This window comes from Chitinophaga qingshengii, from assembly GCF_014529935.1.
In the GTDB taxonomy this organism is placed as follows: domain Bacteria; phylum Bacteroidota; class Bacteroidia; order Chitinophagales; family Chitinophagaceae; genus Chitinophaga; species Chitinophaga qingshengii.
Genome location: NZ_JACVFC010000001.1, coordinates 1,224,052 through 1,244,632, shown reverse-complemented (window position 1 = coordinate 1,244,632; position 20,581 = coordinate 1,224,052). Strand labels below are relative to the sequence as shown.

Genomic DNA, 20,581 nt, shown 5'->3' with positions numbered 1-20,581 from the left:
CACTTAATTTGTATACAAAATGGCAAAAAAAGGTAATAGAGTACAGGTAATTCTGGAATGTACAGAACATAAAACTTCTGGTCAGCCCGGAACTTCCCGTTATATCTCCAACAAGAACAAAAAGAATACTCCTGAACGTCTGGAGTTGAAAAAGTACAATCCTATTCTCAGGAAAGTGACTGTACACAAAGAAATTAAATAAGTAATTGTGAAATGGTGAATGGCTGTTCTGGATGGCCATAACGCCATTAGACCATAAAAACAATAATACAATGGCAAAAGCAGCTTCAAAGAACTCGAAAGTAAAAGATGCTAAGGCAGCAGCTGAATCTAAAGTGTGGACTAAGGTAATCAGAGCGGTACGTTCTCCTAAAACCGGTGCATATACTTTCAAAGAAGCAATCGTGCACAAGGACAAAGTTCAAGAGCACATTAATCAAAAGTAATTCGGCTTTACTAATAATACTGAAAAGCTGTCCCGTTAAAGGACAGCTTTTTGTGTTGTAACCGGTCGAAACCCTCATTATTACCATAAGTTTGTCTCTTTATCCCCCTGGGTGCGATTGTTAACACAAAAGCTGTATTTTAGCAGCCTGTTTGGAACAGTTCGAATGCTGCCTGCCAGCACCCGGATAATGCAGATAATGGAATCAAGGAAATTCCAGCCCAATTAAACTAACTATGAGCTTTTTCAACAAACTATTTTCCAGGGAGAAGAAAGAAAGCCTTGATCAGGGGTTACAGAAAACCAAAGAAAGCTTTCTCAGTAAGATAGGACGTGCCATCGCGGGTAAGTCAACCGTAGATACCGAAGTACTGGACAACCTGGAAGAAGCCCTGGTTTCTGCCGATGTGGGCGTTGATACGACGGTAAAAATCATTGACAGGATAGAACAAAGGGTAGCGAAAGATAAATATCTGGGAACCAGTGAGTTGAACAGGCTACTGAAGGAAGAAATTGCAGCTATTCTCGTGGATGCGCCCGATAGCGGATTCCGCGAATTCGATGTACCAGCCGGTAAAAAACCTTATGTGATCATGGTGGTAGGCGTCAATGGAGTAGGGAAGACAACCACCATCGGTAAACTCGCCCATAACTTCAAAAAAGCCGGTAAATCAGTATTACTGGGCGCTGCGGATACTTTCCGCGCCGCTGCGGTAGACCAGCTCACTATCTGGAGTGAACGCGCTGACGTACCCATCGTGAAACAACAAATGGGTTCCGACCCTGGTGCGGTAGCTTTTGATACCGTGCAAAGCGGCGCTGCCCGCGATGTGGATGTGATCATTGTGGATACCGCCGGTCGTTTGCATAACAAAGCCCACCTGATGGACGAACTGGGTAAGATTAAGCGGGTCATGAAAAAAGTGATTCCGGATGCTCCCCATGAAGTGCTGCTGGTACTGGATGGCTCTACCGGGCAAAATGCCGTGGAACAGGCCCGTCAGTTCACTGCTGCTACCGAAGTTACCGCCCTGGCCATCACCAAACTGGATGGCACCGCTAAAGGTGGCGTGGTATTGGCTATTGCTAACCAGTTTAAAATCCCGGTAAAATATATTGGTATCGGGGAAAAAATGGAAGATTTACAAGTATTTGATAAAGAAGCGTTTGTAGAAACGCTCTTTAGCGTAAATGATTGATTGATATAGTTTTGTGTGTGTTGTTTTGAAATTTGAATCACGCCCACTTAGATTTTTACTTTAAATAAGTAGCATATCCGGGCTGTCAAATAAAGCCCGGATTTTTTTTGGCCACGTTTTCGCTCTTTCACAATTTGTCTGTTTATAAGTCTGCATTTGTTACATTTGATTTATAGTATTTTTTTGTAATCCTACTTAACAATTCGTAGTTATGATCATAAACAACATAGACCGAGTTGACGATATCACACCTGAGGAGTTTCGCAAAAATTATTACTTACCCCGTAAACCAGTTGTCATCTCAGCAGCAGGGCTGAGTAAACAATGGCCAGCTTTCACAGAATGGACCTGGGACTACTTTAAAAGTATCGTAGGCGACAAGCGGGTCGGCGTTTACAACAATGAACGTGCTAATGCCAACACTTTGGTGAACGGGGCAGATGATTACATTACATTCGGAGAGTACATTGATATGGTGCGGAAAGGGCCGGTACAATTGCGTATATTCCTTTTCAACATTTTCCAACATGCCCCGCAGCTGGCGCAGGACATTGTCTGGCCGGACCAGTTAGCCAAAGGTTTCCTGAAAAAATACCCCATGCTGTTTGTGGGCGGGGCCGGGTCGGTGGCGCATATGCATTACGACATCGATATGTCGCATATCTTCCATACCCAGTTCCTGGGCCGTAAGCGGGTACTGCTGCTGGAAAACAAACAATCCCCTTTTATCTACCGCATGCCTTTTACGGTAGAAAGTGCCGCTTCTTTCGTCAACTGGCACGAAAAACTCGACGAAGAACATTTCCCTGCTTTAAGGAAAGCCAAAGGGCTTACCACCGTTCTCAACCATGGAGATACCCTGTTTATGCCGGCCGGGTACTGGCATCATATGGAATATATGGACAGTGGTTTCGCCATGAGTTTGCGTGCCCTGGACGCCTCCCTCGCCGGTAAACTGAACGGCCTGTACCATATAGTAGGGCTGCGGGGCATGAACAACATCCTGATTAAACTGGCGCCGCAATGGTGGTACCATAAAAAGCGTGAACTGGCTAAAGAGCGGGCGGACAAGGCGCTGGCAAATTTAGCTATATAATTATTTTGTCATTTGATTATTGCATTTTCGGACGCTCCATACCCGTAAATTCAATAATCAAATGACAAAATGTCCAAGTAATCAAATAATTCCCTACCTTTGCACTTCCTTACTCAACCCCCACTAAGGCTCAAAGTCACGTACAGTAAGTCTGCTGTTTTATTCAATTAGTGTCTGTGTGTCTTCGTGGCGGTAGCGGGTCGGTCAGTAAATACTGGCTGCATGCTCTAAAACATTCGCCCTTGAAGACGAAAACTTTAAAGAAAGACAAGGTTAACATTATTACGCTTGGTTGTTCGAAGAACATGGTTGACTCAGAAGTGCTGAGCGGGCAACTGCTGGCCAATGAGGTCGATGTTGTGCACGAAAGCACCAAAAGAGACCATAATATCGTGGTGGTCAACACCTGCGGTTTTATCGACAAAGCGAAAGAAGAATCCATCAACACCATCCTCGAACAGGTAGAGCTGAAGCAACGCGGCAAGCTGGACAAAGTATATGTAACCGGCTGTCTGAGCGAGCGTTATCGTGGTGATCTGGAATCAGAGATTGGCGGTGTGGATGCCTGGTTTGGCACCATGGAACTGCCTTTGCTGCTGAAAAAATTTGACGCCGATTACAAATCCGAGCTGATAGGCGAACGTTTGCTCAGCACTCCTTCCCACTATGCATACCTGAAGATTGCAGAGGGTTGTAACCGTACCTGCTCCTTCTGTGCCATCCCGTTGATGCGCGGCGGACACGTATCCCGCCCTATCGAAGAGCTGGTAAAAGAAGCAGAGAAACTGGTCCGCTCCGGTGTGAAGGAAATCATGCTCATAGCACAGGAACTGACCTATTACGGTCTGGACCTGTATAAAGAGCGTCGCCTGGCCGACCTGATGCGCGCACTGGCAGGTGTGGAAGGCCTGGAATGGATACGCCTGCACTACGCTTATCCAACCAAATTCCCCATGGAAGTGCTGGATGTGATGAACGAGTTTCCGAACATCTGCAATTACCTGGACATGCCTTTGCAGCACGCTTCCAATGCCATGCTCAAAGCCATGAAACGGCAGATTACCCGTGAAGACATCGAGGAGCTGGTACACCAGATCCGCGCCAAAGTACCCGGTATCTGTCTCCGTACCACCCTTATTGCCGGTTTCCCCGGTGAAACGGAAGACGACGTGGAAGAACTGAAAGGTTTCCTCGAAAGAATGCGTTTTGACAGGGTAGGCGTATTTACCTACAGCCATGAAGAAGGTACCAGTGCTTATGCCCTGGAAGACAATATCCCCGCTGAAGAAAAAGAAAGAAGAGCACAGGAGATCATGGAAGTACAGCAGGAAATCTCCCTGGAAAAAAACCAGGAAAGAGTAGGTAAAGTATTGAAGGTCATCGTTGACAAAAAAGAGGCCGGCAGATACCTGGCCCGTACGGAGTTCGACTCTGTGGAAGTGGACAATGAAGTGATTATCAATACCTCTAAACGCCTCAAACCCGGCGATTTTGTGAATGTACGTATCACCAAAGCGTTTGATTACGATCTCGAAGGTGAATTAGTATAGGAAAATATTTCAAACAGCCCGCCGCCCGCAGGCGTAGGGCCTTACATGGCTCCCGACGGAGCCCGATTAATGCAAATCAATGACAACATTTGAATCACTGGGCTTACAAGAGCCTATTTTGAAGGGAATTACGGACCTGGGTTTCGTTTCCCCAACACCGATCCAGGAACAGGCTATTCCCGTTCTGTTAAGCGGAGACCGCGATTTTGTGGGACTGGCCCAGACGGGCACCGGTAAAACCGCTGCTTTTGGCTTACCATTGCTGCAGCAACTGGACCTGAAAATCAACAAACCACAAGGACTGATCCTGTGCCCTACCCGTGAACTGTGTCTGCAGATCACCAATGACCTCAAAAACTTCAGCAAATACCTCGGCGAGGTAAGTATTGTTGCGGTATATGGCGGTTCCAGCATCGTGCAACAGCTGCGCGAACTGAAAAGAGGCGTACACATTGTGGTAGCCACTCCGGGCCGTTTGCTCGACATCATCGACCGTGGCGCGGTTAACTTCGACAATGTACGTTATGCCGTACTGGACGAAGCCGATGAAATGCTGAACATGGGATTCCAGGAAGACATCAACAGCATCCTGTCCAATACCCCGGAATCTAAAACTACCTGGCTGTTTTCCGCTACGATGCCACAGGAAGTGCGCCGTATCGCGAAAAAATACATGGAAGATCCGTTTGAGCTGACCGTTGGTACCAAAAACAGCGGTAACGCCAACATCGAGCACGAATACTATGTGGTTCGCCCACGCGATAAATATGCTGCCCTGAAACGTATCGTGGACTATAACCCCGATATCTTCGGTATCATTTTCACCCGTACCAAAATTGAATCTCAGGAGATCGCTGAATCCCTGATCAAGGATGGTTACAATGCAGACGCCCTGCACGGCGACCTTACCCAGCAACAGCGTGATAAGGTGATGAAACGTTTCCGTGAAAAAGCCCTCCAGGTACTGGTAGCTACCGATGTGGCCGCCCGTGGTATCGACGTAGATAACGTAACACACGTTATCAACTACGACCTGCCGGATGACGTGGAAAACTACACCCACCGCAGCGGCCGTACCGGCCGTGCCGGTAAATCCGGTGTATCTATCGCTATTATCAGCGGCCGTGATACCGGAAAAATCCGCCAGATCGAAAGAGTGATCGGCAAAAAATTCGTGAAAGCTGAAGTACCGGATGGTTTCGCTGTTTGCGAAAAACAACTGTTTGGCCTCGTTCATAAAGTACATAACGTAACAGTGAACGAAGAACAGATCGATCCATACCTGGAACGTATATACGAAGAATTCTCTGCCATGAGCAAGGAAGAGCTGATCAAACGCTTTGCCTCCCTGGAATTCAACCAGTTCCTCGAATACTACCAGGACGCTCCGGACCTGAACGTAAAAGACGAAAAACGTTTTGGTGGCGATGAAGGACGTGACCGCCGTGGTAGTGGCAAGTACACCCGCCTGTTCATCAACCTGGGTTCTGTGGACGATTTCAACCGTGGCGATATGCTCCGTTACCTGTGTGATAACACCGGTGTTCGTGGCAATAAAATCGGCCGTATCGACCTGAAAGGCGTATACTCTTTCTTTGAAGTGGAAAATGATGAATTAGAGAAAGTGACACAGAGCTTCAAAAAAGTGGAATACAACGGTCGCAGCGTGCGGATCGAAATGTCTCAGGACGGCGACAAACGCGGCGGTGGCGGCGGTGGTCGTTTCAACGGCAACCGTGGCGGCGAAGGTGGCCCGCGTAAAAGAACCTGGTCTCCCGGCGGTCCCCGTAGCGGTGAGAAACGTGAGTTCTCCGGTGGTGGCAAACCTCCGTTCAAACGTAAGTACTAATTCGTTTTGATATTTAATATTTGGGTATTTTGATATCCTGGTTGCGGAGAGCACCCGGATATTGAGATACCCAAATTTCATTTTGGGATTTTTTTATTTTTTTATTTTTATATTTTGTTATTGCTGCCGCTGCCGGAAAGTCCATTTTGCCCCTGATGATTCTTCTCTTCAAAAAAATCCCTAAATTCCAACATCTCAAATAACCAAATAACCAAATAACCCAACGACTAAATGTCAAAATAGCCAAATTTAGACTATCTTGTTTATGCAGACACCCAATTCACACGTTACTATGACCGGAGTTATCAATCGCCCTTTGCAGTCAGTAGAGCCATTTTCCCTTTTTTCATCCGGAGATATTGCCCTGTTTCAGGCAGGCTCACACTACCGGCTATACGAAAAATTCGGTGCACATACGCTGGAGTATGAAGGCGTACCGGGTACCTATTTTGCCGTATGGGCTCCTGACGCAGCCTTTGTAGCCGTTATGGGCGATTTTAATCAATGGGACCATTACAGTCACACCCTTTTACCCCGCTGGGACAGCTCCGGTATCTGGGAAGGCTTTATTCCCGGGGTAGAAGCCGGTTGCCTGTACAAGTATTTTATCCGCTCCAACAGCGGCGAAGAACTTTTCAGAGGCGATCCTTTTGCCACCCGCTGGGAAGTGCGGCCTAAAACCGCTTCCCAGGTGCATCCGCTGGATCATACCTGGCACGATAAAAAATGGATGCAGGGCAGAAAAAAACAAAACAGTCTGAACAGCCCTTTCTCCGTGTATGAAGTACACCTCGGTTCCTGGCGCCGGCCAGACCCCAACAACGAAGAAAGTGTGTATACCTATGGTGAAATAGCAGCGATGCTGGTGCCTTATGTGAAAGAAATGGGCTTTACGCATGTAGAGCTGATGCCGGTGATGGAACATCCGTTCGACGGCTCCTGGGGTTACCAGTTGACCGGTTATTACGCCGCTACATCCCGCTACGGCACACCGCAGGATTTTATGCTGATGGTAGAAGCCTTTCATCAGGCGGGTATCGGGGTGATCCTGGATTGGGTACCGTCGCATTTTCCGCATGATGCCCATGGTCTGTACCGGTTCGATGGTTCCCATGTGTATGAATATGCTGACATGCGCAAAGGATATCATCCTGACTGGAACAGCTATATCTTCAATTATGGCCGCAACGAAGTACGGTCGTTTTTGCTGAGCAACGCTATTTACTGGCTGGACAAATTTCACATTGACGGGCTGCGGGTAGATGCTGTAGCTTCGATGATACACCTGGATTATTCCCGGGAACGGGGAGCCTGGGAGCCCAATGAACTGGGCGGTAACGAAAACCTGGAAGCCATCAGTTTTCTCAAAAAACTGAATGAAACTGTTTATGCCCTGTTCCCCGATGTACAAACCATCGCCGAAGATTCCACCAATCATTATGGGGTATCCCGGCCAACTTTTGTAGGTGGTTTGGGTTTTGGTATGAAGTGGATGATGGGTTGGATGAATGATACGCTGGACTATTTCAAAAAAGATCCCGTTCACCGCAAATGGTACCAGAATGATCTGACATTTAGTTTGGTATATGCTTTCGGGGAGAATTATATGCTGCCGCTGAGCCATGATGAAGTAGTGCATGGGAAGTCGCCGTTGTTGTATAAAATGCCCGGCGATGACTGGCAGAAATGTGCCAACCTGCGGTTGTTGTATGGTTATATGTATACGCATCCCGGTACCAAGTTATTGTTTATGGGTGACGAGTTTGGGCAGACATCGGAATGGAATTACAAACGGGAGCTGGACTGGCAACTGTTGAAATATCCTACCCACAAAGGGATACAGGACTTTGTAAAAGATGTGAACCGGTTGTACCGGGAGTCTACCGCCTTGTACGAATTACAGTTTGAAGAGAGCGGTTTTGAATGGATGATCGTCAACGACTATGACAATTGTGTGCTGGCTTATTTACGAAAAGGCAAAACAGCCGGTGATGTTATGCTGGTGGTACTGAATATGACACCCGTGCCACGGGAGCAATACCCGGTAGGTCTTCCCCTGGGAGGTTTATGGGAAGAGATATTAAACAGTGATGATCCTGCTTATTATGGAAGCGGGGTGGTAAACACGGGGCAGCTGAAGGCCGTCAAACAATTTTATAATGGCCGCGAATTCACCCTGTCACTGCGTCTTCCGCCACTGGGCATAACTATATTGAAACCTGTTACTGCGTAATTATTTGACATACATTTTATTTGAATCCGATACCCGGTTACGGCGGGGTATCGGATTTTTCTTTTCTTGTATTAAACCTTTTCCATTTTGTCCCATCTATTATCAGAACGTTTGAGAGACTGCAATAAGAGGAGAGATACAGACGTTTTTTTGTAGCACATAGTAATTAGTCATCGCCTGGATGACGAAACAGAAGAAGACAGATATAAAACCAATGATCAGCCATAAGTAACAGTCGGTTTTTCTGCTAAGTGCTATGATGCCATCAGCCATAATTTTTTATTGTATAAAACCATCTAAGTATGAAAAGTGCTCTCCTTAAGCGAGGCCTGCTGGCAGTGTCGATTCCGTTGCTGGCCGCCGTTATGTTGTACTCCTGTAAAAAAGATCAGTCATCCTCTAATGAGCCGATTCCCCCCAATCAGCAAAAGGTGAGTTTATTTCTTTCTGATGACCCCGGGTTGTTTGACAAGGTATTGCTGGACATCCGTAAGGTAGAGGTGTTGGTAGACACCTGCGGTAAGGCGGATAATGACAGCTGGAATGACCGTGACCGTTGCTGGTGGGATGAAGATCATGATCATGACCGTCAGGGCCGAGATTCCTGCCAGGTGTGGGATTCGCTTAGCATTCATCCGGGCGTGTATGACCTGCTGACATTGCGCAATGGGGCAGATACGCTGTTGGCTGGTGGCCTGGTGAAAAAAGGTATCATGAAACAGATCCGGATCACCATTGGCAGCAATAATTCCCTGGTGAAAAGCGGGGTGACTTATCCGGTTGCTTCCGTGTCTGGACAGTCAAAAATTATTGTAAGGATCAGGCATAACGAATGGGATGAAGTATCTACCGACAACCTGCAGCTGTGGCTGGATTTCGACGTACAGCGTTCCATTATCCGTACCTGGAATGGTAAGTTTATCCTGACACCATACATTAACGTATTCACTATCCTGAAAATGGGCAGCCTTTCCGGCAGCGTTACGCCCTGGGATGCCTACCCTGTTGTCTCCGTTTACAACAGCAACAAAGACACACTCTATGCCTTGCCGTGGAGAAGCGGTCAGTTTAAAGTGCGTGGTTTGAAAACAGGTACCTGGAATGTATTTGTGAATACATCCAACGGGTACAAAGACACCACCATTACGAATGTAACCATTGAGCGGGGTAAGGATACCAAGCTGGGAGATATTAAATTGCATAAATAGTAACGCAACTAAAAAACAGTACAGCCGGTGTTTCCTGCAGGGAACGCCGGCTTTTTTATTACCTGTTCAAATACATGTGGGAATTTTTTAACTTGTGATAAAATAGGAGCTTATGCGAATCATTATTGCAGGAACCATCATAGGGTTGATGCTGGCTACCACCAGTTACGGACAAGGGCAGCCAGGACAGGTAGTGCAGGCGAAGCAGCCCAGGAATCAGAAGGATGCCCAGCAAAGGAAGCAGGGGTATTGGATAGAGCAGGTAGATGAATTGAGGGGAGAACCGGGTTATATCTGGGAGGGAGTTTATAAAAACGGCCGTAAGGAAGGGATTTGGAAGAAGACTTCCCTGGGTGGCAATGTGATGGCCGAGGAAACCTATAAGAACAATGTGCTGGATGGGTATTGCAAGTATTTTTATCCGAATGGCAAGCGGAGTGAGGAAGGTGCTTATCTGGCAACAGAAATAGAGGGGCAACGGGATACGGTGATGGCAGTAGACCCTGTTACCCAGAAAGAGACGCCGGTGGAGATTGTGCGGCAGGGTAATTCTGTGCGTAACGGTGTGTGGAAATTATATGATGAAGATACCGGTAAAATGGTGAAGTCGTATTACAAAAGAGGGGAGCTGGTCACCCCGGAGGATATGGGAGAAGACAGTACCACTGTCGCAACGCCCCCTACGGCACCCGCTCCTGCGCACTTGCCCCATGAGGATGCTGGTAAGCGGAAGAAGCGGAATTAAAAGGGTTGAACAAAATGAACAGGTTTTTGTACCAAAAGGAAGGATAAAGTTGTCCATTTTAGCTTTTTATTTTGTACTTTCATAAGGAGTAGATGAGGTAATAAGCGCTGGTGACAATGAGTTGAACTGTTTTATTGTAAATCCTTTAATTTGTTTGTATGAAAAACCTGATAATCAACCACGGAGATGGACCTCATGAATTGAATGGCCTCGAGACTACTCCGGATAGGACTGAGATTTTGTTTCGTGCGATTTTTGTGTTGCTGGTATTTTGTGCATTGATCTCCATTTTCTTTTTGTCGATTTTTTATTGAGTCGGATATATAAGCCGGATATTTTACACACTTGTGGTGATCACAAGTGTAATAGAATATCCGGTTTTTTTTGTTCGTGTTGCTAAATTGATTTTGTTGCTGAAATGCTTTGTAGACCTGCGTTTGCTGGGAGTGTGATTGCTATGGAAAAACTATTTTCTTAATTCAATGTTAATGAATTTGTTCATTTTGTTCATTGTGCTTTTTAAGCCTGCCGGGATTTTGTGCATCGCATTTAAGCCATTAATTTTACAGTCTCTAAAGTTGGCATAGGTTAGGAACCCGGCGGCAGATCTCTATCTGAGAGCCTTTTTTTCTTTCTTCGCCAGTATTGATTTTACCCATTCTTTTTAGTTGTTCCATGATTGACTGTAAGAGCTGTGACAAGCTTTTGCTGCTGACGAACTGCTGCGTTTCAATGATGATGGAAGCGCGGGGCGGAGGCTTGTGTGAGGGTGATGTTGGGTGTGATATGGGGAGGGGTGAGGGATGTCGGGAGATGTTGGGGGATGTTGAAGGATGTTGAAGGATGTTGAGGGATGTTGAGGGATGTTGGGAGATGTTGAAGAATGTTGAGGGATGAAGAAGATGTAGAAAACCCCGAAACCCGTGGCTTACAGCGCTGGGCTAAGAAGTTTATGATATGTAAACGAATAGTTCGTAAGTAGGGTGGGTTGAGTGATTTATGGGCTTGGGCTAAGGTGTTTATGATGCGTAAATGGCTGCTGGCTATTGGCATGAATTGCATAGCGCCTCGATCAGGAATATCTACGGTAGGAGATGTAGATCAACCGATACGACTAGGTTCTTCCACTAAAAGAAATTGAATAAGATCTTAGCCCGGCGCTGTAAGCCCTGGGTTTAGGGATGCGTCCCCTTCCACGCCGCGTGGCGGAGAGAGGTTGATCATTTTTCCATAAAATGATGCGCGATAAAGCCTGACAACACGCTACAACGGATGCTATCTATGTTCTGGTGGTGATACTCTTTAAAAAGCCTGTAATCAGCGGGTGTGGATACGCTGCGGTAGAACTGGTTTGCGGTACAAAAAGTGTTGCCACAAAAAACGGATGATCTGCGAGTTCCAATATCCTGGCTTCTGCCTGATCGTCGGTACCTACAATATGAAAACCATGCTGGTGCAGCATCGCCTGGTAATCCGGGTTTAGTCCGAAATTGCAATAGTACCGGGCGGTTAACTGGTCGGATGGCAGCGCCTTTGCTGTTTTGGAGTGTGGGTCGGTGATGTGGATGGTGAGCGTTTGTCCGACGAGAGAACAACTAAGTGGCGTGACTACCAGCCGGGATGCATACGGATCATATTCTGCATGTTCGGCATCCTGCAGTTGCAGTACATGACGGGCAAACTCGATCGCCATATGCTGAAATCCGCCACAGGTGCCGATTGTAGGAATACGGTTTTCCCTGGCATAGCGGATGATGTGCAAGACACCGGCGAAATCCCGGTAGGGACTTCCGGGCGCAATCCAATAGGCATCATAATGATCCCGGATAATCTCAAACTGCGGAATGATGTTTTCGGTAGGTATCCAATCAAAGGAAACGGTTATACCTAACGCCCCGGCGGCGTGTTGTAGCGCATCACCGGTAGCGGGATGGGTGGCTGAGTGCGGATCGTAATCTCCAATAATGGCAATATTCATGCAGGCAGGTATTAATTATCTCCCGAAAAAAGCAAGACCGGCCATGGAAACCTGCTGAGGTTCACATGACCGGCCTGTTGTAAAACGTGTATCATCCTGTTTTCGATCTGGAAAACGACGATACTTTGTGTGTCCTGATGTTTTGCTTTGTGAGCAAACGATTACGTTTGGTGTAGCACAATGCCTTCGTCTTGTGAGCAAGCGATCACGTTTGGTGTAGCACAATGCTTTCGTCTTGTTGGCAAACGATCACGTTGGGGGCTGCACAATGCTTTTTTTTGTCGGCAACGACCGCGTTTGACGTAACACAATGCTTACGTTTTGTTGGCAAACGATCACGTTGGGTGCAGCACGATGCTTTTTTTTGTCGGCAACGATCGCGTTTGACGTAACACAATGCTTACGTTTTGTTGGCAAACGATTACGCTTGCTGTATCGTAATATTCTCAAACCCGCGGTCCACTATAAACGAAATAGTGCCGTCCGGCAAGTGGTTGTCGTTGTTCAAGGTCAGTGGTGCTCCGTCTACCAGCACGGTGCCGGCCTGGAAGGGCAGGCCATGCAGGACAATACGGTGATGGCTATACGCTGTTTCGTAGTTGATGTAGTACTTTTTCTTCAGCACAAATTGTGTTGCTGTAGACATTTGTTTGAAGTTGATGACATTATACTGGCCATTCTTGTAACCGTAGTGATCACCGGCATCTTCGTACAGGGTACTGAGTGTGACGGCATCGCCATAATACACGTGCAGCAGCATTTCGGTCACGGGCGCCTGACTGGTATGTTGCATCACCGGGTAACGGGGAACTACACTGCCGGCTTTTACAAACAGCGGCATTTCTTCCAGCGGGGTGGCAACGGTTACCTGTTGACCTCCCTGGAATAGGGTGTCATTCCAGAAGTAGTACCATTGCCCCTGTGGGAGGTAGACTGCTTTTTCCTTCATGCCTTCTTCACTTACATGGCTGATCAGCAACGCATCACCCATCATAAATTCGTGGGTGCAGTTGTGGGTGGCCGCATCGTGCTGCGCCACAAATGCCAGCGGGCGCAACATGGGGGTGCCGTGTGTAGCGTATTGCCAGAAGGTGGTGTATAGATAAGGCAGCAGTTCATAACGCAGGGAGATGAATTTAGCGACTACTTTTTCATAATCGGGGCCAAAGCTCCAGGGCTCCTGGTTAAAGCCGGTTTCGTTGCTGGCGGAATGGGTACGCATCAACGGATGGAAGGTAGCCAACTGAATCCAGCGGGTATACAGTTCTCCGTCGGGTTCGCCGATGAAACCACCGATATCGCTGCCGGCGAAGGATAGCCCGGACACTGCGAGGCGCTGGCACTGTATGGTGGCCAGCCACAGATGTTCCCAGCTGGACACGTTGTCGCCGGTCCATACGGAAGACCAGCGTTGGGCGCCGGCGTAGCAGGAACGGGTAATGAGGAAAGGCCGGTTAGGCAACAGGTATTTTTTCATGCCCGCTGCGGTGGCCTTACTCATCAGGTGGCCGTATATGTTGTGTGCTTTACGGTGACTCACTTCTTCGCCGTCATAATCATGGCGTACATCTTCGGGGAAGGTACCCATTTCAAAAACGGCGGGTTCATTCATATCGTTCCATACGCCACGCACGCCGGTTTCGGCGAGGCCTTTAAAGAGACTGCTCCACCATTCCCGGACTTCCGGATTGGTGAAATCGGGAAACACGCATTTGCCCGGCCATACATCGCCTTCCATCAGCGCGCCGTCGGCACGTTTGCAGAAGTAGTTGTTTTTAACGCCTTCCTGATAAATGGCGTAATCCGGATCTACTTTAATACCCGGATCGATGATAACCACGACTTTAAAACCTTGCGCAGCCAGGTCTCTGATGAGTCCGGCCGGGTCCGGGAAATATTCCTTGCTCCAGGTAAAACAACGGAAACCTTCCATATAGTCAATGTCGAGGTAAATGACATCGCAGGGAATATTGCGGTTCCTGAATTCGGCGGCTATTTCCCGGACACGCGTGTCCGGGTAATAGCTCCAGCGGCATTGGTGATAGCCCAGCGTCCACAGGGGCGGCAACTCCGGTGTACCGGTGATGCGCGTGTAGGAGGCGGCCACATCCAGCAGTTCAGGGCCGTAGATAAAATAGTAGTTCATTTCTCCGCCCCTGGCCCAGAAGCTGCAGGCGTCTTCTCTTTCCTTACCGAAATCGAAGATGGTGCGGAAAGTATTATCGAAGAAGATACCATAGCCGATACCGTTATGCAACCCGTAATAAAAAGGAATGTTGCGGTATAGCGGATCGGTGTCTTTCTGGTAGCCGTAAGCGTCCGTTCCGTAATTTTCGAGGCGTTTGCCACGGAGATTCAGTTCCGTTGGTTTATCCCCCAGGCCGTAAAAACATTCTTCTTCCTGTACCAGTTTACTGCAATAAACGATTTTACCCCCTTTTTGCAGGTAATGCTGCCAGTGGAAGCCCATCTCATCCTGGTTGATCACCTTCCCGTCTTTATCGGTAATGGTAATACGCAGGTTGTCCCGGGCAATGAATACTTTGAGCACATCGGTATATATTTCAAAAGTCTCTTCCCATTCCTTTATGCCAAAGCTGATGGGAGATTCTTCGAGGGTATCGCTGGTGGCGTAGGAAAAGTCACGCTGGAAAGTACCGTCGGCAGCGTAACGGAAACGGATGATCTTGTCGGCGATTACCCTTACTTCCAAAATGGTTTCGCTGGTATAAAAACAAAAATAGTTTCCTTCTTTTTTCCATTCTTTGATAGCATCAGGATAATGTTTGATGCCGTATTTACTGGACGAGGTTTCAACTTGCATAATCTCTTTTTGTGAATCACGAACAACAGCTTGTTTTATACCGGATTAACTCCCGGCTGTTGCATGGTCTTAAATTACATAAAAAAATCACAGTAGTGCAGACATTCGCGTTAGAGGCGCATAATCCTGCGTTTACTGTTTAAATCATTCTTTTGACAAAAAAGAACGAAAAGTGACTTGATTAGTTAGTAACTTCATATGGTAAATGTACTTTTTGCTTTAACCTATTTTTACGGGTGCGCCTTTCCAGGAGCACCTTTTTATTTAGGGATTTTTTGATTTTCGATTTTGGGATTTAGAAAAGGCCCGGCATTCCCGAAATCAAAAAATCGCAAATCAGAAAATCTCTAAATATGCGATGGATTTGCCTGCCAAAAATAGGCGTTTTCCTTTTCTTGCTTTTACTACGCAATGAAATCCTTCTCCAATCCGCTGCCAGTCCTTGCCACCGTTGAGTGAAATATCGGTGCCGGAGGTACCGGTAGTGACCAACACCCGGGAATTATACCAGGTAACGGCCGATTTAAAACCGCCCGGAGCCGTATGCGGTATGGTCCAGGTACGACCGCCGTCGCTGGTTAACAGGCAGTTTTGCCGGCGAAGCGTATCATTTCTATAGTCACCACCTACCACAATGCCGGTACGGTTGTCCAGGAAAGCGACAGAAAATGCGCCGGCGCTGGGCTGGCCCTGTAACAATGGTAACGGGCTGCTGCTCCAGCGGTCGCCGGAAAGTGTATGCAGGCGTGCTACGGTGCCACCGGTGACGAAGGCTGTCAGTCCTTTGCGGGCAATGAGACCGGTACCGCTGGCTGCGAAGATGGATTCGCCGGCAACAGCCGCAGGGGAAACAGCAGGGGCATCCATTTGCCAGGTTTGGCCACCATCATGGGTACGGAGTACTGCAAAGTGCTGCTGTAGCGGGTCGCCAAGAGCCATGCCTTCCCGGTCATTATAAAAAGCTACCGCATCAAAGAAAATACCGGGTGTGGCGTTGAAGTATACCTTTTGCCAGGATGTTCCACCATCTTCCGTCAGGAACACATGCGCCGGCTCACCGGCGTTGATTACGACCGCCTTACGGTCGTTGAAGGCGTACAGGGAGCGCCAATCGCAGCTGTCGCAGGCTTTTACCTGGTGCCATTCCCAGGTGTTGCCCCCGTCCAGGCTGCGACCTACCATACCACCGGTGCCAGAAGCCCATACAATGTCATCACTGACAGCGCTCAGTCCCCTTATGCTTTTCAGCGGGGGCTGTGCCACTGTTATGTGGAGTTGTTTTTGTGCCGATGAGGAAAGCATACCGGCCAGAAGCGGCATCAGCAGCAGGCTACGGGTCAGTATTTGTTTCGCGGAAATCATCTTCCTGAAAGCGATAAAAGAAGCCTGTTGAAAGCAATTAGAAAGTATGGGCATTAATTATAATATTTATTTCCAATCTGTTAAACCGCAAGAAAATTACAAAATAGCTTTAAAGTGTGGCGTAGAATTATATATTTGCAAAAACAGCCTAAACCAGCTTACTGTCAATAACTAAATCAGCGTGCTTCATTCCCGCCAATTGAAAAAACTTTTTCACCTGAGCCTATGCGTCCTTCTAATGGGCACCAGCATGCTATATGCACAGGATAAGCCGTATATTTTTGACAGCTACAGTGTGAATGACGGACTTTCTCAAAGCACCGTTTTCGATATCACCCAGGATGATCAGGGTTTTCTCTGGATTGCTACCCGCGATGGGATCAACCGGTTTGATGGCTATACTTTCAATGAATACCGTTTTAAGCCCAGTTCCCAACTGAGGGCAGGAGAGGGAAGAGGAGAGCTGGTACCACGTGGCAGCAATGGCAACAGGGCCGTGATCAATCAGTTTGACCTGAAAGGATACAAAGGGTATTCCTTCTACCTCGATAGCCACCGTCAGCTGCTGCTGGCCCATAATAACGGTATCAGTCTGTATGACAAATACCGTAATAATTTCCGGAATGTGTTGGTGGATACGTCCAACGTAAATGCGCAGGAACGGGATGCCAATGTGAAATACCGGATATTGGGAGAAGACCCCACTACCCGGACGCTTTGGGTATGGCGTCCCATGAAAGGTCTTTACGTGCTGGATGACAGCACCTACGCCACCCGGCGTATTATCCTGTATCCGCCGCAGTTCCAGCGGATGGGCATCATTCCTGCTGCCCTGCTCAAAGACGGCAATACCATCTGGATGAGCGGCGACGAAGGGGAGCTGCTGGCACTCGATATCAAGACTTTACGGTTACAAACCTATTGTCTGCCCGGGGTAGGCAAAAATCCGATCATGCGGAACCTGAATGCCGATTCCATATTGATCGTCAGCGAAGGCCATATTGTGGTATTCGACAAACGACGGAATAAATTCAGTGACCTGAGTTATGACTACCACAACGAATGGGGCGATAGCTTCAGGCCGAACGTCATGGAGATTGACCATGACGGCAACGCCTGGATTGGCGGTACAGACGGCATCCTTATTTATAGTATCGCCCGCAATGAGATTGTACGGCATATCGTGAGTTTCAATACTTTTGAAACCCGTTCCTTTAACCTTGTTAGCTACCTCTACCGTGATGGCTCTGATAACATGTGGGTAGGTACTGATGGTGATGGACTGAAAAAATATTCTCCCCACAAAAAGGTATTTAACCTGTACCGTTCCCCGTATATTTCTCACAACATGGTACAGTCCGTGTACAAGCACGATGACGGCAAACTGTATGTGGGCCTGATGCGTGATGGGCTGAATATCTATGCAGACGGGGGCCGGTTCCTGGAAAGGATCAGCAATGAATTGTATCCGCATAAGTTTCCGGGCAATGACCTGGGAGCTATCTGCCGGGAAGATTTTGAACACCTGTGGCTGCATTTTTCCGGTATGCATATCGGGTTGTTTAACGTACAGACCAAAGGTTTCCGTGACCTGACCAGTAAGGTGAACGCGCTGAACCTGCCCCAGCAGCGGGATCCATTCCCATTCCTGTTTAAACGGGCCAATGGGGAATTGTATTTTAACTATGGCTGCTACCTGCTGCGTTTTCATGAATGGAACGGTAGCGACTATACGGTGTCCGTTGTGCATGATTTTAAAGACGAGCTGCTGACCACCTACTATGAAGATCATATGGGTAACCAGTACGTAGGTACGAAATCGGCATTGTACATCAAACATTTACCGGACTCTCACTGGAAGTATGTTAGGTTGCCCGATGGCACTTCGGTGAAGGGCATCAACAAAACACCGCATAAAGAATTGCTGGTAGCTACCAATAAAGGCCTGTTTGTATTTGATGCCAACGAGCGGCTGAAAATACATTATAACAGCTACGACTATCCGAAACTGATCAACGATTATCTGTATGGTGTGCTGCTGGATGATAAAGACCGTATCTGGGTGAGTCATAACAAAGGTGTTACGCAGATCAATCCGGTTACCCGGGAGATTACCACGTTTAATCATGAAGACGGGCTGCAGTCCAACGAATTTAATACCGGCGCCTTTTATAAATCCATTGACGGCGAGTTGTTTTTTGGCGGTATCCGTGGCGTGAATGGTTTTTATCCGAAAGATTTCCGGAAAAACCCTTTTAATTCCAAAGTGATTATCCGGCGGATGGAAGTGCTGGACAAACCTTATGAATCCGATACCGCTGTTTCGCTGCTGAAGCGGGTAGAGCTGCCTTACAATCAGAATACGATCGCCATTGAATTTGTGCCGCTGGAGTATACCAACCCTTTGAAAAACAAGGTACAGTATAAGTTGGAGGGAGCCGATGAAGATTGGGTAGAAGCAGGAACTTTCCGGATGGCGCGTTATACCAACCTGCATCCCGGCAGTTATATCTTTAAAGTAAAAGCATCCAATAATGACGACAGCTGGAATACTACGCCTACCACGCTGGAGATCCAGATCCGTATACCGTTCTGGCAATCCTTGTGGTTCAGGTTTTTATTGTTGTTGTTGTTATTAGGCATTGCATATTATTTCTCTACGTTGTATCTTGATTATAAAATCAGGCATGAGAAATTGAAGTTGGAGAAAGAGCAGGCAGTAGATCAGGAGCGGGCGCGTATCTCCAGCGATATGCACGATGACCTGGGGTCTGGTTTGTCCACGATCAGACTGTTGAGCGAAATAGCCAAAAGAAAGATACCGGATACCTCTCAAACGAAAGAGATTGAGCGGATTAGTGAAACAGCCGGGGAGATGATCGACAAGATGAGTGAGATCATCTGGGCGATGAATTCTTCCAATGATTCCCTGGCGAATCTGATCGCTTATATGCGCAGTTTTGCGGCCGACTTCCTGGAGCATGCGCACATCTCGCATCAATTTTTCTTCCCTGAAGTTATTCCGGACATCAAACTTAGCGGTGGTACCCGGCGGAACATTTACCTGGCCGTGAAGGAATCGTTGCATAATGTGATGAAACATGCCAAGGCCACGGAGGTGATCATAGAAGTGAAAATGCATAAAAACATGACGATCATGATTAAAGACAATGGAAAAGGTTTCGACCAGGAGAAGGTCCGTTTGTTTGGCAACGGGTTGAAAAATATCCAGAAGCGAATGATGGCTGTTGGTGGCAATGCAGATATTACTTCCAACAATGGAACAATAGTTTTTCTCGATATCCCACTAAATTAACATACATTTGTTTTAAGTAACATTTAAGTGTTATAATTCCTATAAACATGACGGTATACTCAAAGAAGAAGGCCCAGGATAACATGGACATCATTTCTATTGCAATAGTAGAGGATAACCATGATATTCGCACGGCTATGGAATTGCTGATTAATGGTTCTGACGGTTATGCCTGTGTTGGCACCTTCAATAATGCAGAAACCGCACTGGAGCAAATCCCTCAGTTGCTGCCCAACGTGGTATTGATGGATTTTAATCTTCCCGGTGGGATGAATGGTATTGAATGTATTGCCCGGTTGAAAGCAGAGTACCAGGACATGCAGTTTATGATGCTCACTGTATATGAAGATGACGACAAAATTTTCATGGCGCTGGAAGCTGGCGCCAGTGGGTACATCCTCAAAAAAACCTCTCCCGGTGAATTGCTGGAAGCCATCAGAGACCTGCATGAAGGAGGTTCTCCTATGAGTTCGCAGATTGCCAGAAGGGTAGTGGCTTTTTTCCAGAAACAGGCCAAACCCAATCCTGCACTGGAAGCGTTGACTACGCGTGAGAAAGAAATCCTGGACCAGTTATCCAAAGGATTCCTCTACAAGGAAATTGCCAGCAACCTGTTTATCAGTATAGAAACAGTAAGACGGCACGTTCATAATATTTATGAAAAGCTGCATGTCCGGAGCCGGACCGATGCGGTGAATAAATACTACAACCGTTAAACATATCAGGAGCGGGCCTGAAGCCATAAAGGCTTTCAGGCCCGCCTCATTTTATCTAAA

General features: G+C 47.3%; 14 protein-coding genes. 11 read left to right on the top strand and 3 right to left on the bottom strand.

Translation table 11 applies throughout. The features are described from left to right. The first annotated feature begins 19 nt into the window (after positions 1-19). The 9 genes from rpmG (at position 20) to ICL07_RS04375 (ending at position 10,325) form a co-directional block, all read left to right on the top strand. Positions 20-202 carry a 50S ribosomal protein L33 gene (gene rpmG, locus ICL07_RS04415; protein WP_089896023.1) on the top strand — a complete coding sequence of 61 codons (183 nt, stop codon included), beginning with the start codon at positions 20-22 and terminating at the stop codon, positions 200-202. A gap of 70 nt (positions 203-272) precedes the next feature. Beyond that, on the top strand, positions 273-446 hold the full coding sequence (locus ICL07_RS04410) for a DUF4295 family protein (RefSeq protein WP_078670879.1): 174 nt from the start codon (positions 273-275) through the stop codon (positions 444-446). Between the two features lie 235 nt (positions 447-681). After that, positions 682-1,644 carry a signal recognition particle-docking protein FtsY gene (gene ftsY / locus ICL07_RS04405; protein ID WP_188086720.1) on the top strand — a complete coding sequence of 321 codons (963 nt, stop codon included), beginning with the start codon at positions 682-684 and terminating at the stop codon, positions 1,642-1,644. A gap of 211 nt (positions 1,645-1,855) precedes the next feature. Beyond that, on the top strand, positions 1,856-2,740 hold the full coding sequence (locus ICL07_RS04400) for a cupin-like domain-containing protein (RefSeq protein ID WP_188086719.1): 885 nt from the start codon (positions 1,856-1,858) through the stop codon (positions 2,738-2,740). Between the two features lie 242 nt (positions 2,741-2,982). Next, complete coding sequence (rimO, locus tag ICL07_RS04395) at positions 2,983-4,290, top strand: 30S ribosomal protein S12 methylthiotransferase RimO (protein WP_188086718.1); 1,308 nt, start codon at positions 2,983-2,985, stop codon at positions 4,288-4,290. Between the two features lie 79 nt (positions 4,291-4,369). Beyond that, positions 4,370-6,139: a DEAD/DEAH box helicase gene (locus ICL07_RS04390; RefSeq protein WP_188086717.1), complete on the top strand. Its 1,770-nt coding sequence runs from the start codon at positions 4,370-4,372 to the stop codon at positions 6,137-6,139. Between the two features lie 292 nt (positions 6,140-6,431). After that, positions 6,432-8,372, top strand: coding sequence for a 1,4-alpha-glucan branching protein GlgB (gene glgB / locus ICL07_RS04385; RefSeq protein ID WP_223151746.1), 1,941 nt, complete (start codon positions 6,432-6,434; stop codon positions 8,370-8,372). 302 nt (positions 8,373-8,674) lie between these two features. Further along, positions 8,675-9,580 (top strand): DUF4382 domain-containing protein, encoded by a 906-nt coding sequence (locus ICL07_RS04380; RefSeq protein WP_188086715.1) that lies wholly within the window; start codon positions 8,675-8,677, stop codon positions 9,578-9,580. A gap of 112 nt (positions 9,581-9,692) precedes the next feature. After that, entirely contained in the window at positions 9,693-10,325 is a 633-nt protein-coding gene (locus ICL07_RS04375) for a toxin-antitoxin system YwqK family antitoxin (protein ID WP_188086714.1), read from the top strand. A 1,279-nt stretch (positions 10,326-11,604) separates the two neighbouring features. On the opposite strand, the gene ICL07_RS04370 is transcribed toward ICL07_RS04375, so the two are convergent. From ICL07_RS04370 to ICL07_RS04360, 3 genes are all read right to left on the bottom strand, one after another. Beyond that, the gene (locus ICL07_RS04370) at positions 11,605-12,303 is read right to left on the bottom strand and encodes a CTP synthase C-terminal region-related (seleno)protein (RefSeq protein WP_188086713.1); all 699 of its coding nucleotides are present in this window, start codon (positions 12,301-12,303) and stop codon (positions 11,605-11,607) included. A gap of 421 nt (positions 12,304-12,724) precedes the next feature. Further along, positions 12,725-15,127 carry a glycoside hydrolase family 31 protein gene (locus tag ICL07_RS04365; RefSeq protein ID WP_188086712.1) on the bottom strand — a complete coding sequence of 801 codons (2,403 nt, stop codon included), beginning with the start codon at positions 15,125-15,127 and terminating at the stop codon, positions 12,725-12,727. A gap of 336 nt (positions 15,128-15,463) precedes the next feature. Further along, a complete protein-coding gene (locus tag ICL07_RS04360; protein WP_188086711.1) occupies positions 15,464-16,543 on the bottom strand; it encodes a WD40/YVTN/BNR-like repeat-containing protein in 1,080 nt (359 codons plus the stop codon). A 196-nt stretch (positions 16,544-16,739) separates the two neighbouring features. Here ICL07_RS04360 and ICL07_RS04355 point away from each other — a divergent pair, with 196 nt between their 5' ends. Together ICL07_RS04355 and ICL07_RS04350 are read left to right on the top strand one after the other, a co-directional pair. Then, the gene (locus tag ICL07_RS04355; protein WP_188086710.1) at positions 16,740-19,805 is read left to right on the top strand and encodes a ligand-binding sensor domain-containing protein; all 3,066 of its coding nucleotides are present in this window, start codon (positions 16,740-16,742) and stop codon (positions 19,803-19,805) included. 47 nt (positions 19,806-19,852) lie between these two features. Next, positions 19,853-20,521 (top strand): response regulator transcription factor, encoded by a 669-nt coding sequence (locus tag ICL07_RS04350; protein ID WP_188086709.1) that lies wholly within the window; start codon positions 19,853-19,855, stop codon positions 20,519-20,521. The last annotated feature ends 60 nt before the right edge of the window (positions 20,522-20,581 follow it).

Bases quoted from the DNA above. Each gene is read 5' to 3' on its own strand.
- ICL07_RS04380 (WP_188086715.1), top strand. From the start codon at position 8,675: ATGAAAAGTGCTCTCCTTAAGCGAGGCCTGCTGGCAGTGTCGATTCCG.
- ICL07_RS04355 (WP_188086710.1), top strand. From the start codon at position 16,740: ATGCTATATGCACAGGATAAGCCGTATATTTTTGACAGCTACAGTGTG.
- ftsY (WP_188086720.1), top strand. From the start codon at position 682: ATGAGCTTTTTCAACAAACTATTTTCCAGGGAGAAGAAAGAAAGCCTT.
- glgB (WP_223151746.1), top strand. From the start codon at position 6,432: ATGACCGGAGTTATCAATCGCCCTTTGCAGTCAGTAGAGCCATTTTCC.
- ICL07_RS04360 (WP_188086711.1), bottom strand. From the start codon at position 16,543: ATGCCCATACTTTCTAATTGCTTTCAACAGGCTTCTTTTATCGCTTTC.
- rpmG (WP_089896023.1), top strand. From the start codon at position 20: ATGGCAAAAAAAGGTAATAGAGTACAGGTAATTCTGGAATGTACAGAA.
- ICL07_RS04350 (WP_188086709.1), top strand. From the start codon at position 19,853: ATGACGGTATACTCAAAGAAGAAGGCCCAGGATAACATGGACATCATT.
- ICL07_RS04370 (WP_188086713.1), bottom strand. From the start codon at position 12,303: ATGAATATTGCCATTATTGGAGATTACGATCCGCACTCAGCCACCCAT.
- ICL07_RS04410 (WP_078670879.1), top strand. From the start codon at position 273: ATGGCAAAAGCAGCTTCAAAGAACTCGAAAGTAAAAGATGCTAAGGCA.
- ICL07_RS04375 (WP_188086714.1), top strand. From the start codon at position 9,693: ATGCGAATCATTATTGCAGGAACCATCATAGGGTTGATGCTGGCTACC.
- ICL07_RS04390 (WP_188086717.1), top strand. From the start codon at position 4,370: ATGACAACATTTGAATCACTGGGCTTACAAGAGCCTATTTTGAAGGGA.
- ICL07_RS04400 (WP_188086719.1), top strand. From the start codon at position 1,856: ATGATCATAAACAACATAGACCGAGTTGACGATATCACACCTGAGGAG.
- ICL07_RS04365 (WP_188086712.1), bottom strand. From the start codon at position 15,127: ATGCAAGTTGAAACCTCGTCCAGTAAATACGGCATCAAACATTATCCT.